The sequence below is a fragment of the Vibrio sp. 378 genome (genome assembly GCF_033339435.1).
On the sequence record NZ_JAWOUO010000494.1, the window covers coordinates 1 to 735 of the forward strand.

At 46.0% G+C, this 735-nt stretch carries 1 protein-coding gene; it reads left to right on the forward strand.

Going from position 1 to position 735, the window contains the following annotated elements; translation table 11 throughout:
• A partial coding sequence (locus R7Q48_RS27145; protein ID WP_318133349.1) for a sodium-dependent transporter occupies positions 1-735 on the forward strand: 735 nt, incomplete at both ends.

A 735-nucleotide genomic window follows, 5' to 3' on the forward strand; every position in this document is an offset into this window, starting at 1 on the left:
GTTCGGTACGATTACATTTTATGTACTTACCATTTTGATCGTGCAAGGTGGCGTTAAACAAGGCATTGAGAAATGGTCAACACGTCTAATGCCTGCGTTGTTCGTGTTATTCGGTTTGCTGTTTGTTTACATCATGACTCAAAACGGCGCGATGGAAGGTCTGAAGCATTACTTGGTGCCTGATTTCGAGAAAGTATGGGACCGTAAACTAATTCTTGCTGCAATGGGGCAGGGCTTCTTCTCACTGACGATTGGTGGTTGTTCAATGCTGATCTACGGCTCTTACTTGAGCAAGAAAGAGAACCTTCCCAAGATGGCAATGAATGTGACCTTGGTCGATACGGCTGTTGCCTTTATTGCAGGGCTAGTGGTGATGCCAGCGATGTTTGTTGCGATGCAAAAAGGTGTCCAAATCTACGCTGAAGACGGTTCTCTATTGAGCTCAGACACCTTGGTATTTACCGTATTGCCACTGATGTTTGATAGCTTAGGTTTACTTGGCCAACTGTTCTCAATCGTGTTTTTCTTATTGCTGACGATTGCGGCGCTGACGTCTTCCTTCTCAATGTTAGAGTGTCCGGTGGCGTTAGTGAGTGAACGTTTCAATACTAAGCGCAGTGCGACTAGCTGGGTGCTAGGTGGTCTTATTGCTCTGTTCAGCGTAGTGATTGTGTACAACTTTGGCGCGTTGTTTGGCATGGTTGCGACGGTTGCAACTCAGTATTTACAGCCAAC